This is a genomic window from Microbulbifer sp. MLAF003, assembly GCF_030012965.1.
Taxonomy (GTDB): Bacteria; Pseudomonadota; Gammaproteobacteria; order Pseudomonadales; family Cellvibrionaceae; genus Microbulbifer; species Microbulbifer variabilis.
Window position 1 is genome coordinate 3,069,949 of sequence record NZ_CP120232.1, and the last position, 24,839, is coordinate 3,094,787.

Annotated in this window: 21 protein-coding genes; 10 read left to right on the plus strand and 11 right to left on the minus strand. The window is 45.0% G+C overall.

Annotated features, from left to right (window positions below):
* Positions 1-475: 475 nt before the first annotated feature.
* From P3339_RS14590 to P3339_RS14600, 3 genes are read right to left on the minus strand one after another with little or no spacing between them, the layout of a single operon-like run.
* Complete coding sequence (locus tag P3339_RS14590; RefSeq protein ID WP_282950980.1) at positions 476-988, minus strand: glutathione S-transferase; 513 nt, start codon at positions 986-988, stop codon at positions 476-478.
* A complete protein-coding gene (locus P3339_RS14595; protein ID WP_282950981.1) occupies positions 985-1,155 on the minus strand; it encodes a thioredoxin domain-containing protein in 171 nt (56 codons plus the stop codon). Before P3339_RS14595 ends, P3339_RS14590 begins: the two co-directional genes overlap by 4 nt.
* 52 nt (positions 1,156-1,207) lie before the next feature.
* Complete coding sequence (locus tag P3339_RS14600) at positions 1,208-2,002, minus strand: class I SAM-dependent methyltransferase (protein ID WP_282950982.1); 795 nt, start codon at positions 2,000-2,002, stop codon at positions 1,208-1,210.
* 455 nt (positions 2,003-2,457) lie between these two features.
* Here P3339_RS14600 and P3339_RS14605 point away from each other — a divergent pair, with 455 nt between their 5' ends.
* Positions 2,458-4,254, plus strand: a complete 1,797-nt coding sequence (locus P3339_RS14605) for a hypothetical protein (RefSeq protein WP_282950983.1) — start codon at positions 2,458-2,460, stop codon at positions 4,252-4,254.
* 954 nt (positions 4,255-5,208) lie between these two features.
* Entirely contained in the window at positions 5,209-6,183 is a 975-nt protein-coding gene (locus P3339_RS14610; protein ID WP_083922810.1) for a right-handed parallel beta-helix repeat-containing protein, read from the plus strand.
* 585 nt (positions 6,184-6,768) lie between these two features.
* Here the strand turns inward: P3339_RS14610 and P3339_RS14615 are convergent.
* Complete coding sequence (locus P3339_RS14615; RefSeq protein WP_282950984.1) at positions 6,769-8,178, minus strand: serine hydrolase domain-containing protein; 1,410 nt, start codon at positions 8,176-8,178, stop codon at positions 6,769-6,771.
* A 379-nt stretch (positions 8,179-8,557) separates the two neighbouring features.
* Between P3339_RS14615 and P3339_RS14620 the strand changes: the two genes are divergently transcribed.
* Positions 8,558-9,358: an IclR family transcriptional regulator gene (locus P3339_RS14620; protein ID WP_020414931.1), complete on the plus strand. Its 801-nt coding sequence runs from the start codon at positions 8,558-8,560 to the stop codon at positions 9,356-9,358.
* A 76-nt stretch (positions 9,359-9,434) separates the two neighbouring features.
* Here P3339_RS14620 and P3339_RS14625 read toward each other — a convergent pair whose 3' ends face one another.
* Both P3339_RS14625 and P3339_RS14630 read right to left on the minus strand, forming a co-directional pair.
* The gene (locus P3339_RS14625; RefSeq protein WP_282950985.1) at positions 9,435-10,562 is read right to left on the minus strand and encodes an acyl-CoA dehydrogenase family protein; all 1,128 of its coding nucleotides are present in this window, start codon (positions 10,560-10,562) and stop codon (positions 9,435-9,437) included.
* A gap of 27 nt (positions 10,563-10,589) precedes the next feature.
* Entirely contained in the window at positions 10,590-11,789 is a 1,200-nt protein-coding gene (locus tag P3339_RS14630; RefSeq protein WP_282950986.1) for an acyl-CoA dehydrogenase family protein, read from the minus strand.
* Positions 11,790-12,246: 457 nt separating this feature from the next.
* On the opposite strand from P3339_RS14630, the gene P3339_RS14635 reads away from it, so the two are divergent.
* The 6 genes from P3339_RS14635 (at position 12,247) to P3339_RS14660 (ending at position 19,106) form a co-directional block, all read left to right on the plus strand.
* The gene (locus P3339_RS14635; RefSeq protein WP_282950987.1) at positions 12,247-14,124 is read left to right on the plus strand and encodes an acyl-CoA synthetase; all 1,878 of its coding nucleotides are present in this window, start codon (positions 12,247-12,249) and stop codon (positions 14,122-14,124) included.
* A gap of 56 nt (positions 14,125-14,180) precedes the next feature.
* Entirely contained in the window at positions 14,181-15,383 is a 1,203-nt protein-coding gene (locus tag P3339_RS14640) for a 3-oxoadipyl-CoA thiolase (protein ID WP_282950988.1), read from the plus strand.
* Positions 15,384-15,550: 167 nt separating this feature from the next.
* Positions 15,551-16,186 (plus strand): enoyl-CoA hydratase/isomerase family protein, encoded by a 636-nt coding sequence (locus tag P3339_RS14645; protein WP_282953602.1) that lies wholly within the window; start codon positions 15,551-15,553, stop codon positions 16,184-16,186.
* A complete protein-coding gene (locus P3339_RS14650) occupies positions 16,147-17,544 on the plus strand; it encodes a 3-hydroxyacyl-CoA dehydrogenase (protein ID WP_282950989.1) in 1,398 nt (465 codons plus the stop codon). The genes P3339_RS14645 and P3339_RS14650 overlap by 40 nt, the downstream gene beginning before the upstream one ends.
* 80 nt (positions 17,545-17,624) lie before the next feature.
* Positions 17,625-18,623 (plus strand): DMT family transporter, encoded by a 999-nt coding sequence (locus P3339_RS14655; RefSeq protein ID WP_282950990.1) that lies wholly within the window; start codon positions 17,625-17,627, stop codon positions 18,621-18,623.
* Positions 18,624-18,644: 21 nt separating this feature from the next.
* A complete protein-coding gene (locus P3339_RS14660; RefSeq protein WP_020414922.1) occupies positions 18,645-19,106 on the plus strand; it encodes a PaaI family thioesterase in 462 nt (153 codons plus the stop codon).
* A 104-nt stretch (positions 19,107-19,210) separates the two neighbouring features.
* Here P3339_RS14660 and rho read toward each other — a convergent pair whose 3' ends face one another.
* From rho to P3339_RS14680, 4 genes are all read right to left on the minus strand, one after another.
* Positions 19,211-20,149 carry a transcription termination factor Rho gene (gene rho, locus P3339_RS14665; RefSeq protein ID WP_083922871.1) on the minus strand — a complete coding sequence of 313 codons (939 nt, stop codon included), beginning with the start codon at positions 20,147-20,149 and terminating at the stop codon, positions 19,211-19,213.
* A gap of 145 nt (positions 20,150-20,294) precedes the next feature.
* Positions 20,295-21,185 (minus strand): alpha/beta fold hydrolase, encoded by an 891-nt coding sequence (locus P3339_RS14670; RefSeq protein WP_282950991.1) that lies wholly within the window; start codon positions 21,183-21,185, stop codon positions 20,295-20,297.
* A gap of 59 nt (positions 21,186-21,244) precedes the next feature.
* A complete protein-coding gene (locus P3339_RS14675; RefSeq protein WP_282950992.1) occupies positions 21,245-21,493 on the minus strand; it encodes a cupin domain-containing protein in 249 nt (82 codons plus the stop codon).
* 261 nt (positions 21,494-21,754) lie between these two features.
* Complete coding sequence (locus P3339_RS14680; RefSeq protein WP_282950993.1) at positions 21,755-22,642, minus strand: LysR family transcriptional regulator; 888 nt, start codon at positions 22,640-22,642, stop codon at positions 21,755-21,757.
* Between the two features lie 126 nt (positions 22,643-22,768).
* Here P3339_RS14680 and P3339_RS14685 point away from each other — a divergent pair, with 126 nt between their 5' ends.
* Positions 22,769-23,377, plus strand: coding sequence for a short chain dehydrogenase (locus P3339_RS14685; RefSeq protein WP_282950994.1), 609 nt, complete (start codon positions 22,769-22,771; stop codon positions 23,375-23,377).
* 324 nt (positions 23,378-23,701) lie between these two features.
* On the opposite strand, the gene P3339_RS14690 is transcribed toward P3339_RS14685, so the two are convergent.
* Entirely contained in the window at positions 23,702-24,409 is a 708-nt protein-coding gene (locus P3339_RS14690; RefSeq protein ID WP_282950995.1) for an alpha/beta fold hydrolase, read from the minus strand.
* Positions 24,410-24,839: the final 430 nt, after the last annotated feature.

The following is a 24,839-nucleotide window of genomic DNA, read 5'->3' on the forward strand; positions in this document are numbered from 1 at the left end:
CACTGTACATAACACACTGTTAAAGAAGTTACTTCCGCCATTAAAGTGCAGGGTCTTAATATTTATTAAAAGTGAAGAAGCCTTACCAGGCAAAACAATCCCAGTTCAAAGATTCAATGATCGATATAAGTGAATGAATTAAAAATCGAGCATTAAATCTCAAATCAACATTTAAATAACTCTAAAAAGAAAAACTAAATATCCCACAATTTTTCATCGGAATAAGGAGCCACTGATAATAAAAATGTAGTGCTAGCTCATACCATCTTTGATCTTTATGACCCATTCGAATCAGAGGTATGAGATTCTTCAAACAACTGGGCGAATAATGTGTTTCTCACCCGAAACCCCAAATGCGTAAAACAACCACGAAAAAGACTTTCTATTTGAGTAAAAAAACTTCCTTAACAGTCACAAACGCGACTTTAGCTGTAATCACGCTTGTGACATGCTACATCAATATTAAAAATAACTATTAGCTACGCAAGTCCTCAATCACAACACCCATATTTCGAGCCTCTTCCTCATGCAGCATTTCTCTCCAGGGCTCCTGCAGCGCATCTGAGATCCATTTTTTCATAGAAGGTAAACTTAGCAACTGATCAATATACTGTTTAGCTGCATTACTAAATGGCAACCCATAGTTCTGTGCGCGGATAGCAACTGGCGCAAAGAAGGCGTCCACCGCTGTAAATTCTCCCCCGGTAAGGAAAGGCCCACCAAATCGCTGCAAGCCCTCCTGCCAAAGCTCATCAATGCGACTAATATCTTTTTGTAGTTGCGGTGGAATCTCAACCAGCTCCACAATCAAACCACAATTCATAGCGCAGATGTTCCTTAAAACCGAAAAACCAGAGTGCATCTCAGCGCAAGCACTCCGTGCCCAGCTTCTTGCCAGTCTATCGATGGGCCAAACCTGCGGAAAATCTTCTGCAACATACTCCACTATGGCAAAGGAATCCCAAACGGTAATATCGCCATCAATCAAACAGGGCACCAATCCAGTAGGGGAAAAACTATGGAATTTCTCCCAGCTTCCCCCTCTTCAAAAGTCGCCAACTGCTCATTAAAGGGAATTTCCAGGTGGTGCATTAACAACCAGGGCCGCAGTGACCATGATGAATAGTTTTTATTTGCTATAAACAACTGATACATTCGCTTTCCTTAGTAATTAACAGTAAGGCTCCAATAGACACGGTTTTGTCATTTAGAATTGCTTCTGCCAGCTGGCCAGCATTGCCATAGGCGGCACAAACTCAGATTTCTCTAAATCTCCACACCAATTCCCAATATTCTTACCCAACTCTATAAAGTTTTTCAATGATAGATTACAAGCAATTGCTGCCATCAGCACATCGGCCAATGTATGGTGAAAATTATAATTTTCTTTTGCCTGATACTTCCTACCACTAAAATAATCCAACCCTTGATCATCCCGCTGTGGCTCTCGATTAAAATATGACATCGCAATTTGTGAAGGGTTACCTTCTTCATACATATTCAAAACAGGATGAATCTCCTCCATCAAAAGATAGCCGCCTGGCTTCAGCAGCGAAGCACAAACACGCATAAATCGCTTTAGGTCCGGCATCCAGTTGAGTACGCCAATGGTAATAACTGCAAAGTCAAATTGACCAATATGCTTTTCTGGTAACTCGTAGATGTTAGAACATACAATCTCCATACCTGGATATCCCGCGGCTTTTGCCAGAAGCTTGGCTTGATCGACAAAGGCTTGAGATCCATCAATACCGACGCAGCGGCCAGCTCCTTTCTTTTTTATGGATATCAGATCTTTTGCATTGTTGCAGCAAATTTGTACCACTGATTTTCCGCAAATATCATAACCACTTACTAATGTATCGAAATCCTTCTCCAAAGCATTAAATTTAGAGTCTGAGACTTGTTCGAGCAGCTGCTTATTGACTTCCCAATGAATGGAGCCGGCCTCATCCCAAGAAGCCAGCGATTTGCCTACAAAGAATCCAGTTTCTTCTTTCATTTTATCTAGTGAAAACCAGTTTTTAGACGGATTAAAAATATACTGAGAATTTTAGGGACAGCCAATACCATACCCCTTACTCTTCCCGTTACACCAAATTAAATTTATAAAGCATCTAATACAACCTTCCCTATTTGATAACTCACCAGCCTGTTGTACTAGCCGCCTTAAGAAAGATCGGCAAGCCCACACTAAAATTGGCGACCACCTCATTAAGTAACAAAATTTTAACAAGCGCATCATCGCTATAGTATCCTGCTATCTCAAATATCAATCTGACTGGTACTATTGAGGAGGAAATAATCTAGCCAATATTCTTGCCTCTAGTGACATCCTAATCTCTACTTTTTAGGGAATATTACTCTCCCATGTGGATTGGCATATTCTACTCAAACCTGCCTTTTGACCCGTAGTATCACCCGCCATAGCGGTCTGTAGTAGAGGAAGGGATGCTTATGAAAGTCACATCTTGTTTTGCTCTCTCAATATTTCTGGCGACATTGGTTGCACCCGGTGCCAACGCACAATGGAGCGGAAACGGCGAAGAATCCTTGGGGCACCCTGGCAAGCATTGTAAAAGGGTTAAACCCCGGTTCGATAAGCTGTTCAAAGCCCCAGTGGATGAGTGCTTTAATGGCGTTGGTGAACCCTACCCCGAGCTGGTTGATGGCGTCTGCTCCGCGGGTGAACCAAAACGCAACGGCGCCCAGATCTGGGGTATGGCTGAGTCACCCCGTTTCCTCTACTGGGGCACAGGAGCAAATGTCCCTTGTACTGCACAGGCCTCTCCAAATGCCGTATTGACGCCTATCTTTGCTCCCAACCAGGGCTGGGTTTGTGAGTTTGCAGAGGGAATACTCGCCCAAGAGAATCCAAATCTTAAAAATCTTGGTGATTGGCGTGCTCCAATGGCCTATCGCATGGATACCTGTACGCTTGAGGTAACGGAAATAACCCCTACTTACGATCCCCTGCTACAAGATACGCTGGGCTTCCGCTCCGGCGGTTATGCCGATGACGTAGTATTTCTCGCCGGTCCCGGTGGGGTTCAGGAGGGAATCGCCGGTGAAGGCGGCGGCAACAGCATCATCATGATGGCCTGGCAGGCAAGTACGGGTCGCTACCTTGGCTCCAAGCGGTTTCCCCAATACTCCAATATCCGCAAGTTCCTTAACCATGAGGGCGTTCTATATACCGGTGTGGCTGTGCAAGAATCTCTCGGTGGCACAGGGGAGGTTTTACGCTGGATGGGCAATATCCATCATCCATTCAGGTTTGAGGTCGTGGGTACAATGCAGAGTACTCCGGCTAATTTCACCGTACATGATGGTCGCCTGTTTTTCTCTACCTGGCCAACTGGCGACGCTCAGACGGGACAAATCCGTGCCTACTCCGGCATTGTAATGAGCCCCAAAATTCCGGAGGGTGGATTCCTGCCGGAAAATGCCAAAGAGTGGAAGGAAGTCTGGAACATTACCGAGTACGAACCAGACCTTGTTTCCGCAGGTGCGTATGCTGGCGGTGATATTACCTCCTGGCGCGGCAAGCTCTATTGGGGCACGATTAACTTCCCGCTGGGAGGCTTTAGGGCGCATGTCCTCGCTTACGGGGAAACCTGGAATAATCCAATTGGAGAGCTGGAAACCATCATCGCAACCCATAGGGCAACAACGGTTTTCCGCGGAGATCGATTTGGTAAAAAGAAACGGAAACCAAAAATTGAAGTGCTCTATGGCTACAAGGATGTTCAGGTTTGGGATCCAGACAGCAATATGTTTGTTGACAAGAATACTCTGGCAGGCCTCCCCCAATTAGGCAGAGCCGGCTTGGGGTGGCCATTTAATGTCTATACTTGGCGCCTTGGGGTAACGGGCAGCGATATGTATCTGGGAACCCTGGATGTGAGTCGGCAGTTTGCTGGCCTGATTGAAAGTGGAACCGATCCTGCCAACGAGCTTCCCGCGGAGCTACTCATGTTCTTGGAAGATGCGCTATCAAATCCCAAGACCTCTGGCGGCAAGCTCTACCGCTTCTTTTCACCAAATCGTAGAGCTATTCCAGCCACCTTTAATGGCGTTGGCAATTCCGGGAACTTTGGTTTCCGCACAATGATCAATCACCCCAGGTTTATGTGGCTCGGCACTGCAAACCCATTTAATTTGGATCCAAGAGGTGGCTGGGAGTTATATAGATTTGCCCCTATAGCTCCCGGAAAACCCAAGTGGGTGAACGATTCTGAGTCAGCGCAATAAGTCAGAAAACTTAGTCTACTGATATTCACTTTTCGGAAGCTACTTATCTATTCAGGTAAGTAGCTTCATTATTAGGATACCTTCAGTAATGAGATATTACTGCTAATGAATTATTTAAGATAGTTTTTATCAGCTCCACCTAGAATCACATGCACTTATTTACATTAAAACCAATGAATAAATTGGCCAACTGAAGTGCATTTAGTACTGAAATATTACTGAAACCTTCATAACAAAGCTAAATATATCCAATCAATTTTACCTGTCATTAATTCTAACCAATCAAAATTATAATTGAGTTAGTTTCAACATAGACCATACATCAATCAATTGATAACCACTCCTCAAAGGATAACTTTCGTCGAGAAGCCTACAAAAATTAATCACTCAAAAAATAGATACTTAATTTGAACCAACAGCATCACAACCGAATCCAGCATCAAATTCAACCATTCAGAGCAGGCCACGCTATTAAACAGTCGAATTACTTCAATTTTATATTAAGAAAAATATACAAAAGAGTTTAAGATCTACAGTTAAACGCTGAAAGAAAACTTCACTTACCCCAAGTGTAATGTATAAATTTCCAGGGCGCACTATCAACTGGACTAACAAAGAGACTTTAGAAGATGTCTAGAATCTGATTATTCAATAACGAATCTTAATGGAGGCCCACATTAGAACATAAGCAAAAATAAACATCTTAAACCCGGTAAAAAAATTGAGTGTTAATATGACAAATTAATGTGCAAAGGGGAATATCTTTTTTCAAGATTTTCTCAACCACCGATCACAACCTATAACGTGGGCATTTTCCTAAAAAAACCTTGCAAAAATGATTTTTCGCCAAATTTTTAAACATTTCACAAAACGGCAGATTTAAATGAGGCAGTTTTTAGCGAAAACTGAAAATATCATTATTTATTTAACACTAAATAGATTTTTAAAGGCACCATGATGAATAGATTGACCCTCTTAAAGCGCACTTTAACTTTTGTAGCTTTCATTTTTAGTATATTTATTTCTTTTAATTCTTTAGCGGTAGAATGTGGCGACATCATATCAACACCGAAATTTCTTCTGCAGGACCTGAATTGTCATTTATCACCCGAAAAACCAGTAGCGTTAACTATTGAAGGGCCTTCAGGCAGCTTGACAATGGGAAACAAACAACTTACCTGCTCCTTTAATGCCGGTGAGGGGGAAGTGGGAATCGCTCTTGAAGGTTTTGCCGCACGTTTAGTAGGTGGGCAGATTAATGATTGCCCAAACGGCGTGATTGCGAGAGGTAGAGGATCTCACTCCATCATAGAGACGGAAATTCATGCCGCTTTATTTGAAGGTGTTACTTTGGAAAGTAACAACAACATTGTTTCCAGATCAGTAGTCTTGGGGCTAGGGGTTACTCAAGGAGAGGGAATCTCTCTAGATGGAAAAAACAATACGGCCACAGAAAATAGAGTAATTGGTGTAGGGGATGAGGGAATTGAAATTGATGGCGATTTTGCAACAGTAAACTTTAATTATGTTGATGGAAATGGAGATGATGGCATTGATATAGAGGCACTAAATGCGATAATTACCGCAAATTTTGTGAGAGGCAATGATGAGGGTATTAGTATCGAGGATGATAATGCTGTGGTTAACTCCAATACTGTTACAGAAAATGGTCGCAACGGTATAGAAATCTTTGGGGCATCAAATAACCTTGTATCTAATAATTTAGTGACAAAAAATGGATTTGTAATTCCTGGAAGTGCAGGCATAGTAATACTGCTGGAATCTGATGAAAACAACGAAATTGTCGGTAACACATCACTTGGCAACAGTGAAGTTGATCTAAAGGATGTCTTTGACCCTGATTGCACTGGCAGTAATGTTTGGCTGGATAATATCTTTGAAACGGCTGATCCAACTTGCTTGAAATGAGATGATAACTGACTAAAAATATTACTTCTTGGATTAGTTCAGACTAAATTTAACACATTGGTATTGAAATAAAAGAGGCGCCTGGTCTGAACTAATTCAATCGAGCTATATTCCCCACCTCTTCAAAGATCACTACCAATCACTATAGAGCGTTATTTTTAGTAGATCACGAATCTCTATTAGAGTATGCATATTTTAAGTGCCTTGATTGAACAGATCAAGGAAGCATCCTACTCTTAGCCAAGAGGATAAAATCAGTTACTTTCTTTCCTCTAAGACATTTACTTGGATCCAAGGGATAGCTGGGTATTATATCGTTTCGCACCTATTGCACCAGGAAAGCCGAAGTGGATTGAAGGTGCAGAGGTCAACAATTAGATTTTCTAGTCTTGGAACGATTTTCATCTGGCTGGGCGATAAGCTATTTTGTTTTATCAATGACTTCCACAATCAAAATATGTACTTACCCACTATTAAGAGATTAAAACTTTTCTCAACTTCTTCCCAGTCTGCACTTTTAGCAACCCTAAATACCACACAGGGATATTCAACAACATCAAAGAATATTTCTCTCGTGAACCTCGCCTATTTTTTAATAAATTCTATAGATCCATTCTGAGAATTGACAGCGCCTCCATCCTGAATATAAAAAGAAATACCTCTATGAAGAGCCCCTAAATGTGCCCTATACTTTTTACCATCTTTCAATAAAGGTCCGTTAAGAACCCCCCAATCTACCATTACTTTACCATTGTCAATATAGAGTTTTTGCTCCGGCCAACCGCTACTATTGGTAAAAGTGCCAAGCAAGTTATCTGGAAAATTATCGGAGCTGACAATCAAGGCAGAATCTGGAGCTTCCAATAGCTCACGTCGAACAGACTTCTTCAGTCGATTCATCTCTTGCTCAAATAATGTACTCCTATTTCTTTTATTTAAAATTGAGTTATAAGTATAGTTTGCCATTACATGGGGTAAGATATAAGCCACATCCTGATTAGTGAATGTAATTACACCAATCTCTCTTTCTGGCATAAATGATACATGAATGCTATATCCACCATAGTTTCCAAACCTCGTCAAAAGCGTCTCTTGATTATACTCAGCCAAATCCCACCCCAAAGTGTATCCAGATCGCTCATAGGTGAAATAGGTTTTAGATTGGCCTACCTGCTTTTCATGAAGTTCATCAAAGATATCACTTTTAGATAAATTTAACTTATCTTTGTTTATGTTTACCTGAAGCCATACCGCCAAATCATTTACTGTCGAAACCAACCCTCCTGAGGGATGCATCGTAAGGTCAGACTTGAAATGCCCTGAGCTAAAGATATTGCCATCGCTAGACGTGATGAAAGATGGGAGAATTGCCCTCGCCTTGGATATGTTGTTCGTTGTCGCATTCATATCCAGCGGGTCGGCAATATACTCCTTTATTAGCTCTCCCCAAGTTTTTCTAGTGACATTCTCTGCAATCATCGAAGCGACTATCGGGCCCGTATTTGAATACCTAAAATTATAATCTGGCGCTATCAGTAGATTCTCACTTAATGAGTGAACTAGCTCCTCTGGACCGGAATAACCTAAAAAAGCTGACTTAAAGGTATGTTGGATACTTGTAAATCCTGCCGTATGGGTCAGTAAATCCCTAATACTGATCTTATTAGTATCAAATTTTCCCTCAAGCCCCAACTGGAGCTTATAAGATGATATGGGTTTATCTAAATCCAACTTGCCCGAGCTATGCAGGATAGCCATCAAAGTACTGGTAAAAGACTTTGTGTGACTTGCGATTAAGATAGGCGTTCTCTCTGTAACTTTAGGGCCATCTTCAGAATAGGCATAAAAGAAATCAAGCCCGTTCTTATCAACTATTGCAACAAAATGTGAGCCAATTAAGCGGTTACTATTAGACAGCTCCACCAGAGCTGATTTTATTTCTTTTTCAATACTATCATCTATGGCATAACAGTTATTGCCAGCAATCAAAGCCATTACGACACCAACAAGAAGCCTTATTATCATATCTAAAATTCTTTTTCTAAATGAGATCGAAATTGGAAAAGTTAACTGGTAACGAATTCAAACACTAATTTCATCTTTGAAACAAGCAGCAACTATGCAAAATACGATAAATAGAATGTATATATAGGTATGCCGCAAAAAAAATACAATTAAACTATATCGGTATTACAGAATACTCTTGATCTTGACTCATTGTTGGGCCCCCAAGTACAACCACAATTTTCGTTACCGCTCATTATTATCCAAACACCCTTCACAGGCCTAAATTTCTCTTCGAGGCTAAGTATCTAACTTCAGATCCAGGAGTAAAATTTGTATACTTGCTACTATAGAAGCAGGATTTAAGACCATGGCTCCGTTGAGTGATCTTCCAAGAAAGAAAAGCGCAGAACCCGATCGCAAGTTTATTGAAGCCCTCGCCCGAGGACTGGATGTACTGCGGGCATTTCAACCTGGTGATGGCTTTCTGGGTAACCTTGAAATCGCCCAACGCACCGGCTTGCCTCGCTCCAGTATTTCACGGCTAACCTACACTCTGACAAAATTAGGTTATTTGACCTACTCGGATCGACTGGAAAAATACCAATTAGGAAGCGGCGTACTAGCACTTGGTTACTCTTTCGTCTCTAATCTGGCTATTCGCCAGGTTGCCAAGCCCCTTATGCAAGACCTTGCAAACTCCACAGGAACTGCGGTAGGACTGTCTGACCGTGATCGACTCGATATGATATTTGTCGAGTTTTGTGCAGCTGCTAATGTTACGACTTTTCGCTACGAAATAGGTAACCGTGTACCTCTAGCTACTAGTGGTTCAGGACGGGCTTTCCTGGCAGCACTACCACAAGAGGAGCGCGAGTACTTTTATGGACACCTGGAGAAAAGGAATAGCGAGCGCTGGCCGAAAATCAAGGTTGGAATTGAAGAAGCGGTAGCAAGCTATAAGCAGCGCGGCTTTTGTTGCTCCTTTGGCGACTGGAACCGCGATGTTAATGGTATTGCTGTCCCCCTACAATTAAGCCAGGGGCGCATTTATACATTTAACGCTGGCGGACCTGCTTACCGCCTGAGTCCAGAATTCCTGAAAGAAGAAGTCGCCCCCTTATTGAAGAATATGGTCGGTAATATAGAGGCCATGCTGATCCGCTACTAGATAACTTGACCCCAGGTTAGTAGCGCAATGCAACCAACCTGGGGAACAACTCATCACCTCACAGCTGCCTGCCTCGCTAGTGCCCGGCAAATCGGCGGGTATGATAATCTGTACTACCGAACAAATACTGGATTGTGGTTAAACGTTTAAAGTAGTGGCTTACATCCAACTCCTCTGTAACCCCTATACCGCCATGTAACTGAATTGCTTCCTGGCCTACTAACCGGGCAGCTTTTCCAATGCGGCTTTTTGCTGCAGAAATTGCCTTAGGGGCAACGCCATTATTCACATCCAACTGTAACGCTGCCATTAATAGAATAGAGCGGGCCTGCTCATATTCGGTAAACATATCCACCATACGGTGTTGCAAGGCCTGGAACTTGCCAATGGCAACGCCAAACTGCTCTCGGGTCTTTGTGTATTCCACGGTCTTTTTATATATTTTCTCCATGGCCCCTACTGCCTCGGCACACAGCGCCAGTGTGGCCCGATCAATTGCCTGTTCCATTACTGGCAAAGCGGCTCCTTCCTCTCCGACCCGGTTTGCCACAGGAACCATGACATTATTAAACTTTACCTCAGCCGCACGGTGCCCATCCACAGTGGCATACCCCTGGCGGTGAACACCCTCAGTGTTGGCATCTATCAATAATAAAGTGATACCTTCACAATCATGTTGGCCGCCGCTAGTACGTACTGCCACCAATAGTTTATCTGCGGCTGAACCGTTCAGAACAACGGCTTTGTGGCCATTCACTACGTAGCTGTCTCCGTTCCTTACAGCTTTGGTGGTAATATCAGAAAGATTGAAACGGCTCTGGGGCTCAGCAAATGCAAATGCCAGCTGCAACTGGCCTTCCATCAACAAGCTTATTAGCTCTCGCTTCTGCGCCTCGTTGGCACCGTTTGCTATTAGCCCACCACTTAAAACTGCACTTGCCAGGAAGGGTTCCACCACCAGACCACGACCAAACTCTTCCATCACCACTATCAAATCAACAGCAGAACCACCCAGACCACCGTCTTCTGCACTAAATGGAACCATTAGCCAGCCCAACTCGGCAAATAACTTCCAGTTATCCTCACTAAACCCAGTATCACTGTCTATTAACTTACTGCGACGATCAAAGTCATAATCCTGTTGAATAAATTTGCACACACTGCTTTGCAACATCTGCTGCTCTTCGCTATAGGAAAAATCCATCGTTCCAATCCTCATTAAACGTCGCGTTTACAGGCCAAGTACCCACTTGCTGATAATATTTTTCTGAATTTCGTTACTGCCACCATAAATCGAGGATTTACGATTATTTAAGTAACGGGGCACGCTGCTGGTAATAACTCCAGGGCCTACGTGCTCGCCATCAAATCCGCTTTTAAATTGCTCCCGGACAAATGGCATTCCGTAATAACCCGCAGTTTCCATGTAAAGTTCATCAATAAGCTGGGCGATTTCAGTTCCTTTAATTTTCAAAATGGAGGATTCCGGCCCCGGTGCATTACCGGTACTCACTGCCGCAAGTGCTCTTAGCTCGGTAAACTCCAGAGCTAAAAGATCTATTTCAATCTCTGCCAGCTTTTGCGCAAAGGCTGGATTTTCCAGGAGGCTGGTGTCACCATCACAAGTATCACCTGCCAGCTTTTTTAAAGTCTGTAAACGTTTTTTGGAAGTGGCAACCCGTGCAATGCCTGTGCGTTCATGGGTCAACAATACCTTGGCATAGGTCCAGCCGTGACCTTCCTCTCCTATACGATTGGCCACTGGTACCCGTACATTATCAAAATGCACTTCATTCACTTCATGATGGCCACCCAAAGTCATAATGGGCGATACAGTAATGCCCGGGTGGTTCATTTCAATTAACAGGAAAGTGATTGCGGCCTGGTTTTTGACTTCGGGGCCTCCGGTACGAACCAGGCAGAAAATCCAATCGGCCCAGTGTCCCAGAGTCGTCCAGGTTTTGGTACCATTAACGATATACTCATCGCCATCTCGCACTGCTGTGGTTTTTAACGACGCCAAATCAGAGCCCGCATTTGGCTCCGAATATCCTTGGCACCACCAAACATTACTTGCCAAGATATCCGGCAAAAACCGCTGCTTTTGCTCTTCACTACCATAAGTGAAGATAACTGGTGCAACCATTTTAAAACCGAAAGGAATTACATCTGGCGCGCCGAAGTTGGCACACTCATTGGCCCAAATGTATTTTTGTGTTGGCGTCCAACCGGTACCCCCATATTCAACTGGCCAGTTAGTCGCAGCCCAACCCTGTTCGTACAGGATCTTTTGCCAGCGTTCATAGTCCTCTTTTCCCTGGGGAATTTCATCCAGTGTCCTCTCACTGATATCCGCCGGAAGCTTCTCTTGCAGGAATTGCTTAACTTCCTGCTGAAAAGCTAATTCTTCTGGGGAAAAATCTATATTCATTCGCTTGCTCCTGTTTTTATGGGTGCAATTGGCAGAGATTTTTCAACTAACTTCCTTCACCAACTTGCACAATCAACATGTACTAAATTCGGAAGTTCCCTTATACAAGCGGAATAAATTCACTTTCGATCTGGCTCGGCGGGCCCTACTCTTTGTCTTAAGTAAACCTATCTACAAACAATTTCAGGCTGATATTGATATCTGAGCATCGCTATTCTGACTTTTTCCGACTCACGGAAGTAAGTCCTCGGTTAACGAGCCAACTCTATTGGCGCAACTTTCTACTTAATGGCGTATTTACATAGCAGGTGTATATATTTACCCGCCATTTTCCATCAATTAGCTTTTAAATCACCACTCGACGCACAAAACATTACCATTGAATTCCGCAGAGTGGAATGCTCATTTCACTTTTGATATTGTCATCAGCATAATAACCATAGTGAGAGAAGCCCCCATGTCTATCACGTCCACTTCCACTGGCAGTCCCATGCTGCAATCTCTTGCAGAAATCCAGGAATATGAAAAAGTTCCTTTGTTACAACGTTACCCCTGGGAAAACACCTACGATTTAATTCGGCAGGCCGCCCGTCTTTACCAACAAGATGCAGCCATCGAATTTCTTCCCACCGCTGTACCAGATGAAGAAAGTGTGACAGTGAGCTACTCACAGCTATCCGAGAGAGTTCACCAAACTGCCAATCTACTCCATTCTCTCGGCATAAATTCGACAGATACGGTTTCATTACTATTACCCAATCTTCCAGAAACGCATTTCGCACTCTGGGGAGGACAAGCCGCAGGAATCGCCAGTCCTATTAATCCATTGCTGGAACCGGAGCATATCGCCGAGATCATGAATGCCACCAAAGCCAAGGTATTAGTCAGCCTTGGGCAGGATCTCAGTGAGGAGATTTGGGAAAAGGTTGCGCAGGTCATTGAGCAGGTTCCAACCTTGAAGGCACTGCTACTAATCAGTAAAAAACCGGTTAGTACCCTATCCATGCCTTCCGGCATTAAGGTAGAGAATTTTGTATTGGCAATTGCCCAACAGCCAAATGACCACTTAATTAGTGGGCGAACTATTCAAGGCGATGAAATTGCCAGTTACTTCCACACCGGAGGGACAACCGGGCGACCTAAAATTGCACGCCTGACCCACAGCAATATTGCGTTTGTCGCACAACTGAGTGTGGACACAACATCCAGTAAGGGGCGATTTGCTACCCTCAGTGGCCTTCCTCTGTTTCACATTTTCGGCACTGTGGTCGCCGGCATTGGCACTCTGCTCGCCGGCCGCACGATTGTTATAATGACCCCATCAGGTTTTCGCTCCCCCAATGTGCTCCCCAACTGGTGGCATCACGTCGCCCGCTTCCGGGTGCAGGGCTTTGGTGCCGTGCCCACTATTCTCGGCATCTTGATGCAAATCCCTGTGGGCGACAATGACATCAGCTGCCTGACAGATGTTGGCTGCGGGGCCTCGCCTTTACCCGCAGCGCTTAAGAGTGCGTTTGAGGAAAAATTCAATGTGACGGTAAGCAACGGCTATGGCATGACAGAGTCCAGCTGCCTGCTGGCCCGCCCCCCAACAGATATGCAAGCACCCGAAGGCAGCGTCGGCCGCCGCCTCCCCTACATGGAAATGAAAATTGCCGAAGTGGATGGAAACCGGCTAGTGAGAACCTGTAACACCGGTGAAGTAGGTATTGTGCTAGCACGGGGGCCACATATTTTTTCAGGCTATCTCTCCGAAGAGGATAACGCCAAGGCTTGGGTTGACCACAGTTGGTTTAATACTGGCGATATGGGATATGTCGATGGCGATGGCAATCTTTATCTGACCGGGCGAGCCAAGGATTTAATCATTCGTGGCGGCCACAATATAGATCCGGCCTTGATTGAAGAGCCACTAAGCCGTCACCCCGCCGTGGCTATGGCCGTTGCCGTGGGACAGCCCGATGCCTATGCCGGTGAGGTTCCGGTGGCCTATGTCACTCTATATCCGTCCGAAAATCCTCCCACGGAAGCGCAGCTTATCGACTACTGCCGCACCCAGATTTCTGAACGTGCAGCGATACCCAAGCGGATAGAGATCATTGATGAAATCCCCCTAACTGCAGTAGCCAAGGTATTCAAACCCGCTTTGCGTAATCGCGCTACCGAATATGTTATTGGTCAGGCACTTCAGGAAAAAAATATATCTGCAGAATTTTCTGCCCGTTTTGATAGTGCCCTGGGCCAGGTTGCAAAAGTTCGCCTGGAAAAACCTTCGGCTAAAACGGTAGCAGAGGAGGCATTGGAAAATATTCCGGTAGCACTGGAGTTTGATTAAGCCCGGACATTTACTACTGCTCACAAAACAATAATCAGTCATTGGGAAAACTGACAATGCCACAAGCTTATATCTATGATGGCGGCCGAAGTGCTTTTGGTCGCCATGGAGGTAGCCTTTCCAGTATCAGGCCAGACAATATGCTCGCGCATGTCATTAAAACCCTGGTTGAACGTAATAATTTCGATCACAAGCAATTTGAGGATGTGATTGCCGGAAATACCAATCAGGCCGGTGAGGACAGTCGTAATATCGCCCGCTTTGCCGGGCTAATTGCAGGACTGCCGATCTCCACCGGTGGTATTACGGTAAACCGCTTATGTGGTTCAGGCTTATCTGCCGTTGCCGATGCAGCCCGCTGCATCAGGGCCTCGGAAGGTGATTTGTTCATTGCCGGTGGTGTTGAATCCATGAGCCGCGCCCCTTTGGTCCTCTCCAAAGCAAGCAGCCCGTTCGATCGCACCCAGCAACTGGCGGATACCACTTTGGGTCCGCGCTTCACCAATCCCGATATTGTTGCAGAATTTGGCAGCCATACCATGCCGCAAACTGCAGACAATATCGCCGCAGACCTGAATATTCAGCGGGAAGAGTGCGATATCTTTGCGTTAGCTTCACAAGCAAAATATGAAAGCGCGCGTTTTGATGGCTTTTTTATCGATGAAATTATTCCTATTGAAGTGCCACAGGACCGAAAGCAACCACCCCGCCTTGTCGATACTGATGAGCATCCCCGCCCCGATACCAGCCTGGAGCGCCTGCAAACGCTACGCCCGCTATTTGAAGGCGGCGTAGTAACTGCTGGAAATGCTTCTGGAATCAACGATGGTGCCGCAGCACTCATTATTGGCAGTCAGGAGGCTGGGCAGGCCGTAGATCTCAAGCCCCGCGCACGTATTCTCGCCAGTGCTATTGCGGGAGTGGAGCCAAGAGTAATGGGGTTAGGCCCGGTCCCGGCTACCCGTAAGGCATTGGCTCGTGCAGGCTTGAGCCTGGCAGATATGGATGTCATGGAGTTTAACGAGGCTTTTGCTGTACAGACCATGGGCTGCCTGAAAATGCTCGAGATTGATTACGAGGACTCCAGGGTAAACCCCAATGGTGGTGCAATTGCAGTTGGGCATCCGCTCGGCGCCAGCGGAGCCCGCATTCTACTCACAGCACTACGCCAGCTGGAGCGTAGCGGTGGGCGCTACGGGTTAGCCACCATGTGTATTGGTATTGGCCAGGGAATCGCAGTGATTATAGAGCGTATATAAAAACCGGCGAGACCCTCTAGGAGAAACAATCTAATAGTCATTTAAGATCTGGAGATAACAATGTCTACCGTAAATTATGAACTTATTGGCGATATTGGTGTTATTCGACTTAACAACCCCCTGTCAACGCGCTTTCCCACGGGCTGCGCGAAGGCATTTGGGGAGCGATCAAGAGTGCCCAGGAAGATGCCTCTCAGGCACTGGTTTTAATATGTGAAGGCCGCACTTTTATTGCTGGTGCAGACATCACAGAATTTAGTAAGCCTCCACAGGCACCTGCCTTATCTGAGGTGATTACAGAAATCGAAAACTCTCGTAAACCGGTGATTGCCGCTATTCACGGTACCGCATTGGGCGGGGGCTTTGAGGTGGCACTGGCTTGTCACTATCGTTGCGCCCAGGCTTCTGCCAAAGTCGGCCTGCCTGAAGTTAAATTGGGGTTATTGCCTGGGGCCGGTGGTACTCAGCGCACGCCACGTCTGGCCGGCGTTGCGACTGCATTAGAAATGATCACCAAAGGTACCCCAATCCCGGCTGCGAAGGCCAAAAGCATGAAGCTGATCGATCACGTGGTTGATGATGATCTATTCGAAGGGGCCCTCGCCTTTGCTCGTGAGCTAATTGACCAGAAAGCCCCACCACGCAGAGTCCGGGATATCACAATAGATCCTGCCAGTATTCCAGAGGGCCTATTCGACGATTTCCGCCAGCGACTGGAAAAAGAGCACCTGGTCAACTGGCCCCACAGAACATTGTCTCCTGTGTGGAGGCAGCAGTTAAACTGCCATTCGATAAAGGGCTAGCTAAAGAACTGGATCTATTTATCGAATGTCTGCTCTCAAGTCAGTCCGCCGCCCTGAGGCATATGTTCTTTGCCGAGCGACGTGCGACAAAAGTTCAGAATCTCTCCAAAGATACCCCTATCAGAGAAATAAACAGTATTGGCATTATTGGCGGCGGCACTATGGGGGGAGGTATCGCCATGAATTTTGCCAATGCCGGTATCCCAGTCAAGCTGCTGGATATCGATCAAGCTGCCGTAGAGCGTGGTCTGGCAGTAATCGACAAGAACTACAGTATCAGTATGAAAAAGGGGAAGATTACAGAGCCCCAAAAAACACACTGCCTCTCACTAATCCAGGGCACCACTGACTATTCCGACCTGGTAGAGGTAGACCTCGTTATCGAAGCTGTGTTTGAGAATGTAACGCTTAAAAAGGAAATTTTTTCCAAGCTGGACCAATACTGTAAACCCGGCACCATTCTCGCAACAAACACTTCCTACCAGGATATCGACCAGATCGCCGCTGCTACCAATCGGCCAGAAAATGTTATCGGGTTACACTTTTTCAGCCCCGCCAATGTTATGAAACTTCTAGAAGTCGTTCGTGGCTCAAAGAGCGCCGACGATGTTATCGCTACCGCAATGCGGTTGGCAAAAACTATCAAAAAAGTTCCCGTGCTGGCCGGAAACTGTTATGGGTTTATTGGCAACCGGATGCTGCGGCCCTATGCCCGTGAAGCGCAACTCTGTTTAATAGAAGGAGCCACCGCGGAGCAAATAGATACCGTAATGCAATCCTGGGGCATGGCCATGGGGCCCATAGCGGTTGGAGATTTGGCCGGTCTCGATATTGGCCACAAAGCCCGCGAGGGCCTGAGCGAAGCAGAAAAAGGCGACCCCAAAACCTACTGCATTGCGGATGCTTTAGTAGAGATGGGACGCCTGGGCCAAAAGAGTGGAGCCGGTTATTACCGCTATGACCCAGAAACTCGCGCTCGTACCAGTGACCCCGAAGTCCAAGCAATCATAGAGGCTCAAGCCAAAGCTCATGGGATAGAGCGGCGAGACATCTCCGATAAAGAAATTCTTAATCGCCTTACTTTCGCCTTAATTAATGAGGGAGCCAGAATTCTGGAAGAAGGGATAGCCCAACGCCCCAGTGATATTGATGTTGCGTATGTTTATGGCTATGGTTTCCCTCCCCATCGCGGCGGCCCCATGTTTTACGCAGATAGCATCGGCCTGAAAAAGATCTACGATACTATTTGCACATTCCGTGACCAACATGGCGAAGCCAATTGGACTCCCGCACCATTGCTCGTCCAACTGGTAAAAGAAGGTAAAACATTTGCGAAATGGGCAGACGATCAGCGATAGTATTCGCTTCTCAAGGGTAACCGGTAAAAGTACCGGTTACCCTTTTTGCCAAAGTTGAGAGATTTTTAATTGGCAACACAATGACAAGGCCTGATACCTTAATAGAATCGAAACTACGACCGAGCCAGATGCGGTTTAATGAGTTGCAGCTCGAACAGTCACCAGAACCGTTAGATCACCACAAAGCGATCCAAGCCAGGGTTAAGAGAAACAATTGGAAAGGCATAGGTTACGCACTGGCCACCGCCATGGTTGCCAGTACAGCCGCCGCAGCCAGTAAATGGATATCACCCGCCGTACCAGTACCTTTAATAGTTCTCAGCCAATACAGCATCTGCTTACTATTACTTATTCCCTGGCTGGTGCGCCAGTCACCCCAACAGCTCATAACACAACACTGGAAAACCCATTTACTGCGAGGCTTTGCAGGCTGGCTCTGCTTCTTTTCCTACTTTTATGCACTCAGCCGTATTTCATTGATGGAGGCAGGCTTACTACGCAATGCCGCCCCTATTTTTGTTCCACTTGTAGCCTGGCTTTGGGCGCGTGCACAGATTCCCGCCACAAGCTGGCTACCCATTGTGCTTGGACTACTTGGTATCGCACTGATTCTTCAACCTGATATCCATGGTATCAGCAGTGGCCACGCCTTCGGCTTACTGTCAGGTATTACTCTAGCTGTCTCTATGGTGGGCACACGTATTCTGTCTCGTACTGATAGGTCGAGCCTTATTTTGTTTTACTACGTCCTTATCTCATTTATGTGTAGCCTGCCCCTGGGTATCTACTACTGGCAGTCAATACCTACCTGGACTATTCCCTACCTGGCTTTTAATGGGGTTTCTGTTTTATTAGCGATATGGCTCTATACCAAAGCTTATAGTTATGCAAAACCCAGTGTAGTTTCACCAATCAGTTATTTTGGAGTAGTTATTGCCGGCATTTTTGGCTGGCTGATATGGCAGCATCTGCCTAACACAATTGCGCTGATAGGAATTCTTATAGTGGTCACAGCGGGTCTGCTCACAGTGTATTTCTCCACCCTGCACGCTGCCCGAACGCACCCTGTTCTGAACTAATTTCCCAAAAGGTAAGTCCAAATGAGCTGGCAAAATAAAAAACAACCACCGTTCAATGATCATTTGGGTGTGAAAATTGATGAGTGGCAGGAAGGCCGTGTAGTGATCAGCGTAACCGTACTCCCTGAGCATTTGAATAGCCACGGAGTACCCCATGGGGGGTTTATTACAACGTTAATTGATATTGCCGGATCCTACTGTGGTCTCTACTGCCCGTACCCAAATCGTCGACGTAAATCCCTCACGCTATCATTAACAACCAATTTCACCGGTCGAGCCAAAACCAACCAGTTAACCGCCATAGGTAAGTTGACCAGCTCGGGGCATAAAATCTTTTATTCCTATACCGAAGTTTATGACAGTGTAGGAACTCTGCTTGCAACTGGTCAGATGACAATGCGTTACCAAACTGGTAGTGAAATACTAGAGGGGGAAGCCATTGAAGAGTATCCTGCAAAAACACACCATAGAATTGACGTGTGAAGCTCCCGACTGACTAACAGTTGTCATAATAAGGTCTCGGGCGTTCAGTAACTAACTCCTAAAATGCTAAGCAGCTAAATACTCCCCCTAAACTTAACTAAAAATTAATGGTCAAGTAACTCCGCATTAGTCGGGTACTTTTTAAGGAGTTCAATAAGTTTTTTAGTGCCATCTACAGGCTTAAGGCCGGCAAGCGTTCTTCGTAAAGCTCTTATCGTTGCAATATCTTTCGAGTTAAACAGGACTTCCTCACGGCGAGTACTGCTTTTAGCAATATCCAAGGCAGGGTAAATTCGCTGTCTCGCAACTTCCTTTGACAATACTACCTCCATATTTCCCGTACCCTTAAACTCCTCAAATATCACCTGGTCCATTCGGCTTCCGGTATCCACGAGTATCGTTGCCAGAATCGTAAGTGATCCACCACCTTCAATCTTTCTCGCAGCGCCAAACAGCTTTCTGGGTATCTCCATAGCCCTGGCATCTATCCCACCTGACATTGTACGCCCCCTACCACTCTGCTGCGCATTATGCACCCGTGATAGCCTTGTCAACGAGTCAACCACGATCATTACATCCTGGCCTTCACCGGCTTCCTTACAAGCCCTATCAAGGAGTTCTTTAGCTACCCGCACATGCTCTTTATAGCTATGATCAGAGGAGGAAGCATACACTTCTGCCGGTACACTTCGCTTAAAGTCAGTAACCTCCTCTGGCCTTTCATCAATAAGCAAAGCGTACAGCTTTATTTCGGGGTAAGCCTTCCCCACTGCTTGGCAGATATGCTTGAGGATAGTGGTTTTGCCACAGCCCGGAGGGGCCACAATCAAGCCTCGTTGCCCCTTGCCAATTGGCGTAATCAAATCCATCGCCCGTACCGTAAGTTGCTGAGAACCTGACTCAAGGCGAATAGGCTCAGATGGATTAATAGCTACGCCATTTAAGAACCGCTTCTTTGGATCAGAAGTATCCTCTTGCTTTTTATCAGCCTTCTTAGGCTCCGTATTTCTTTTTACCTTTAAGGATAATATTTTTCTAGACATAATATGCGCTTTACAAATCATTCCCCATTGGGGAGCACTTTAACTTTTAAAACAAAACTACAGAGAACCAGATTTTCTTGATCCTCTGTGTTTATCACCACGAAACCACTCTATACACAAGTTAAGTAAAGCAGGGGCTTATATATTATTTATCATTCTCCATGGCAGAAAGAAACTGATCGAGTACCTGATTAAACTCTCTGGGTCTCTCCCAAAACATCATGTGTTTTCCCATATAAACAGCAGTGGCAGACGGTGTATTGGCCTTGATCCATTTATCCGCAACACTTTTAACTTCCTCTCTAACAACATACAGTAGGGGCAATTTACCTTCCAATGCTACAAGATCATCACTATAGTCCAGGTAAAATCCGGTCGCGTTGGTAATTGAAGCGACACTACTAGAGGTCTGATTAGCAATTTGGGTAACCCAGGCAATATTTTCCTTTGAAGGGTTTTCAAGCATCCATTTCACAAATTCACTAATTACATTATCTCGATCCTCTATAATGCCCTCAGTAAATGAGCGTGAATAGCCGTCCGAATCATCATTTAGATACCAAACCCACTCATCACGGCTTGCTCCCGCTATATCTGGTCCAGTATCAATCATGATCATCGCTTTCAGTTTATCGGAACCAAACTGATTCAAATATGCCAATTGCTCCGTTACGCCATATGACCAACCTGCCAAGATCACCTTGTCTATATCCAATGTCTCTATTAACTTAGCCAGGTCTCTAGCATGTTGTTGATAGGTGTGCCCTTCGACGGGCTTTGATGATTTGCCCTGCCCACGGGGATCATATGCCAGCGCGCGGTACTTTTTAGAATCTTTAAAGTGGGCAAGTTGATGCTCAAAAACGTCTGCCGACATCATCCAGCCAGGAATAAAAATAATGGCAGTATCACCACTCCCCGATTGTTCATAATAAATAGTGAGGTCTTTATCTATTTCGACTTCTTCTGCAGCTACATTGACCACAGATAAACCAATCCCGATAATTACCATTCTTAAGAAGTTTCGCATTTTCATAACTCTTACCCACTCCCAATCATGTTGTTAAATCGTCACTCCAATGAAAATCAAGGCATTCAAGCCTGGTAACTTTCTACCGTCAAATTAACTGACTTATTAAGCTGGTACCACTTCAAACTGGCTTGAATAATTAACAATTCCATCTCTTTCGATAAGTCATTAACTAATCCATGGGTTCCAGCTATTTTATTTAAAATTATACCTTCAGCGGAAGCTCGTGTCTTCTCGTCCTCGATAGTCAAAGTGCCTTTAGCTTTTAAAATGATATACATCTCCTCAATATCACAATGGGCAAGCTCACCCACAGAGCTAAACCGTGGCATCACAACAGGAATAGCAAAATCTCATGCTCTATTAAAATCTCTGCATTTAAGGGCTTGATATATTTCTATGCCACCCTCTCCGCCGCGCCTCTCCTGTTCAACTTTTTATTGCACGAATGAAAATCAAGAATCATTTATTTTCCCGATAAAATTGCGTTTCTAAAGATCTCATTTACTCAGTAACTCCTGAATCCCCTATGCCACTCTCGCACCTTTATGTACTTTAATATCAACTAAAGAATACTAGACACACTCTCTCAACAAGTTTACAACCCAATTATGTAAAGCATCATGATCTGAACGAGGGTGCCATGCGGCTATAACATCAAACTCTACCGGCTTGTTTTTCAGATTAAGAATGGCAAGGTTTGAATCACTCGCTACCCGGTTAGGTAAAAAAGCAAGCATATCTGTTTTCTTGAGATATTGTGGAACCGTGGTAAAACATGGCGTAGACATAACAACATTTCTACGCAAACGGTGCCTTGCAAACCAACCATCAATAATTCCTGCCGCACCAGACTTAAGCGGAGATGCCATAAGATGCGGCTCAGAAGCTATTTCCTCCAAACCCAGCTTCTTCTTTACCAGAGGCGAACTCTTTGCCGCAACGCAGACATAGTAATCAGTAAATAATGTGATAGAAGAGTACAGGTCAGAATTTATATCCGAATCTGCAACTATTAAATCCACCTTGGCTTCACTCATTAACTCTTCCAGTCTGTCTGTAGCAATATCCCGTATTACCACTTTCAAGTTGGGAGCTAGCGCTCTGAGTTTAGGCAATAAGCCGGGAAGCACCACTTGTTGGGAGTAATCTGTCGCAGCGATGGTATAGGTTTGTGCTATTTTAGATGGCTCAAAAACTGCTGGCTCCAACAATTTATCTAACCCTTGGAGGATCGTATCAACCTTTTTCCCTAAGTTTATTGCTGTCGGCGTTGGAATTAGTCCATTGCTTTTCCGGAGAAAAAGTTCATCACTAAAAATATCTCTCAACTTTTTTAAATGTTCACTAACAGCTTGCTGAGTAAGGCCGACCTGACTTGCGACACGAGATACACTTCTTTCAGATATTAATGCCTGGAATATTCGGAGCTGCTTGACCTCCAATCGATTTATTTGGTTCACACTTGTATCTCTTACAAATAAATACTGTTTAACATTGTATCACAATAAAACTAGCATTCTCCTAGTAATTGAGCAGCATCGCATTGCGGCAAATAGTAAATTCTTCATATAAAACAGGTACTTAGAGTGAAAAACGTTATCCTTATTGGCGCACAAGGTAAAATGGGACAGGCCGCTTTAACAGGGTTAAGCAGCCACAAGGTTATCACAGCGAGTCGCTCGGGAAAGGGATGTGACCATCAGGTTGATATTACTGATGAAGACTCTATCAGGCGACTGTTTAAGACGGTGGGTGACTTCGATGCTGTCGTAAACACCGTTGGTTTCTGTGAATACGCAAACTTTGTCGATATGACTGAGCGACAGTGGATGACAACAGTAATGAGCAAGATGATGGGACAAATCAATCTTGTAAGAATCGGTCAAGAGTACATCGCCGATAAAGGATCCTTTACGCTAATATCCGGTATTCTAAATATCAAACCGATCCCTATGGCAATTGCCGATGCAACAACCAGTGGAGCAATTGATACCTTTGTCAAATGTGTTGCTTATGAACTCCCCAGGGATATTCGAATCAATGTGGTTAATCCAACGGTATTGGAAGAAGCCTGGGATGTCTACGGTGATATGATGCCTGGTTTCGAGCCCGTGCCGGGGCACCAGGTAGGAAAAGCTTTTGAACGTTCAGTCGATGGATTTATAACTGGTGAAGTAATCTTTGTCGATGTCTAGCCTGGAGTGTTCAGCCCCCTCCCCTGCGGGGGGCGCGTGGGAAACTAAAGTATGAACTAAAGCTATTACTTAGTTTGTAATAAGAACAATAGATCAAACTCGCACTAACCGAATACTTTATAGAAAGACTTACTGAACAGATCAAAGACTTGCGTCTTGTTTGACCGCCTACCGAGTGCAAATAGAGCCCAGCCATACAGAAAGGTTAATAGACCAAAGGATGCTCCGAAGAAAGACCAATAAACAGCAATTAATTTTATTCTGAACTTTTAATTAATTATCGCTTGATTTTTCCATACCTCTATCACGATATGATAGCGACAATCAAGTCGAACGAATCAACACCTGAGTCAACTCCTTGGGCGTATCTATCATCACATAATGACCACATGAAAGGGTCATAGCCTGCCAATCAATGTCCAGCTCAGCCCTGTCGAAAAAAGGCTTGCCGATACCTGGGCTCCAACCTGTAGCATAAATATAAAGGCACCCAGGCACTTGTTTCCATAAGCCGTCCAGGCGTATAGGTTGCTCAAAGGTCTTTAATGGATGATCAACATTACGCCGATCTACCCAGGCTTGATCTTCAGCATTAACCCCAAAAACTTCTGCTGGGCTAGGTGCCACTCGAAAACCCTGGCCTTTAGTTCTAGCGCTTTCCTTGAAACTGGAGGCATCGTCGCTGGGAAGGAGGTCCAGGACACTCTGCCCATCTTCTGGCACTAAAGCATCGAGATAAACCAGGGAAGATATAGCTTGGGGTACTTTATCAGCAACACCTGTTATAACCATACCCCCATAACTATGCCCGCATAAAACAATATCAGACAACTCCTCACACCGAAGAACTCCCAAAACATCCTGAATATGGGTGTCCAGGTCAATCCTATCGTTCAAGAGGTGCGAGCGCTCCCCAAGCCCTGTGAGGGTGGGTGTAAAAACGTCATGACCTGCCTTGCGCAGAAGTGCTGAAACCCGCTTCCAGCACCACCCTCCCTGCCAAGCTCCATGCACCAAAACAAAAGTTGTCACAAATCACTCCTTACTCACCTAATTCTTTCGCTTCAAAGAAAGGTAAATTAGCTTGATCATAGGTCAAGATATCAAATAACGGAGGAGTTGGTTGCTGAATTTATAGCTGGAATCCAGGTACATATTTCGCGGCGATTCGGTCTACAAATTGAATAGGTAGCCCTCCAAGTAAGTTTGTGAGAACGACAATAGATAGTTCGTCCTCAGGGTAGTGAATCACAGTTCCCGCATTGGCACCACTTGCACTAAGAGCCCTATGTCGCCCTCTATCAATAACTTACCACCCCATCGCATACCTATTCTCGATATCGTTAAACCCTCTGGTTTTCCCATCTTCAAGAATGACTGGTGCCATAGCAAATTGAGGTCTTTAACTAACTTACCCGACTGTAAAGTGATAAGATAATTTGCCATCTCAGTTGCAGTTGTA